This window comes from Mesorhizobium sp. M7A.F.Ca.CA.002.05.1.1 (assembly GCF_003998335.1).
Lineage (GTDB): Bacteria > Pseudomonadota > Alphaproteobacteria > Rhizobiales > Rhizobiaceae > Mesorhizobium.
Map to the genome: position 1 here is coordinate 1 of NZ_RZQI01001050.1, position 1,912 is coordinate 1,912.

Genomic DNA, 1,912 nt, shown 5'->3' on the forward strand with positions numbered 1-1,912 from the left:
GAAGAACACCGGCTCGTCGCTGGCGTCGGCCTCGCTGATGATCTCGTCGGTCATCGCCGCATCCGATGCCAGTGGCCCGCGCTTTTGCATTGGCGGCAGCGTCTCTTCCGACATGAAATCGTTGAAGCCGAAATCGGCATAGACCGCGCCACGGTTCCAGAACCAGTTGGTGCCGGGATGGATGGCGCGCGCCCGGTAACCCTGGCTCTTCAGGAAGGTCGCGAGCGAAGGCGTCGGCGTGCGCACATATTGCTGATAGGGGATGCTGCCTGCCGGCAGGAACGCGTTGGAGAAGCCGGTCAGCGCCTCGAACTCGATATTGGCGGTCATGCCGCCGAACTCCGGCGAGAACATCGAGCCCGAGCGCAGCGCCCGCACATTGGGGATTGGATCTGGCGTGATGGTGACGCCAGGCAACTTGGTCGGATCCCAGAAGGATTCGCTCATGACGATGATGATGTCCGGCTTCTCGGCCGGCACCGAGGCGGTCACATCAGGCCTGGCTATCGCTGCGATCGCCTTGTCGGAATAGCCCGGCGGCGCCGAGACATGCGCCATCGGCACGTTGAGGGCAAAGGCCAGCGCAAAGCCGTTGGAGGCATAGTTTTCCTTCTGGTCCCACATGATCGGGATGATCTGCAGCCGATCCCTGGTCCAGGAGAAGGTGGCGTAGTCCATGATCGAAACGAAGAAGGCGAGCAGCGGCACTGCCAGCGTCAGCCGCGCAAGGCGCCCCTTGCGGCTGAGTGCGGGAACCTTGCGGCGCCATAGCCGCCAGCCGTAGACGAGCAGCGACAGGCCGGCGACGATGCCGACGACCATGGCAAGCGCGGTCATCGGCCGTTCGCGTACCAAAAGCGGCAGCAGCGCGAAGATCTGGCGGGCATAGAGGAAATCGGTCGGATAGAGCGGATCGCCGAGATAGTGCGACTTCTGGTGACCGACGAAAGCAAGCGACAAGGTCAGCGGCGCGACGATCATCAGGCTCTGGTGGCTGCGGCCGAGCACCGCATCGAAGCCGATCAGGAGCAGCGCAAACACGACGATGGTGGTCCAGCCCGGCTTGAACGGCTGCAGGAAGAAGGAGATGGTTCCGGCAAAGTCGCCGCGCACGATCAGTTCGATGGCAAACACCAGGATAGCGGCAATCGCCAGGCTGATCAGCCCATAGCGCACGACCGGCCATCTCCTGCCCGGCAGATAGCCGGTGGAGGGGTCGTCTTCCAGGAACTGTGGCGCGGCCTTGCCGGTGCGTTTGTAACTCTTTGCCACTTTAACTTCCCCACCCAGCGACAAGCGCGTCACTCGATTGTCATGGAATTGTCACGCAAAGCTAGCGCCTGTAACGGAAATAAGAAGAGCCAGCAAACGAATCGTGAGCGGTTTTCATCAGGAGTGATCGCCAAAAACCCTTTCGCAACAGGCACTCGGCGGACGAGGCTGCCCTCGGGCAGGGTCGAACCGGGCTTGACTTGGCGCCCCGCCATGCGTCACAGGCAAGAAAAACCGTCTTCAGGCAAGCAAAACCAGCCCTTGGGAGCCCTCGCATGGCCGTTGCATTCACCTTTCCCGGACAAGGCAGCCAGGCGGTCGGCATGGGCAAGGATCTCGCCGACGCCTTCCCCGAAGCGCGCAGGGTCTTCCAGGAAGTCGACGATGCGCTCGGCGAAAATCTGTCGGAGCTGATCTGGGAAGGGCCGGAAGAGACGTTGACGCTGACCGCCAACGCGCAGCCGGCGCTGATGGCGGTGTCGCTGGCCGCGATCCGGGCGCTGGAATCGCGCGGCTTCTCGCTGAAAGGCAAGATCGCCTATGTCGCCGGTCATTCGCTGGGCGAATATTCGGCGTTGGCCGCTGCCGGCTTCGTTTCGGTTGCCGATGCCGCCCGGTTGCTGCGCATACGCGGCAATGC

The 1,912-nt window shown here is 62.8% G+C and carries 2 protein-coding genes; one reads left to right on the forward strand and one right to left on the reverse strand.

Annotation, left to right across the window (positions count from 1 at the left end; translation table 11 throughout):
* A partial coding sequence (locus tag EN939_RS32290; protein WP_442919583.1) for an LTA synthase family protein occupies positions 1-1,296 on the reverse strand: 1,296 nt, incomplete at its 3' end.
* A gap of 251 nt (positions 1,297-1,547) precedes the next feature.
* Here EN939_RS32290 and EN939_RS32295 point away from each other — a divergent pair.
* Positions 1,548-1,912, forward strand: a 365-nt coding sequence (locus EN939_RS32295) for an ACP S-malonyltransferase (RefSeq protein WP_164751427.1), incomplete at its 3' end; no start/stop codon positions are given.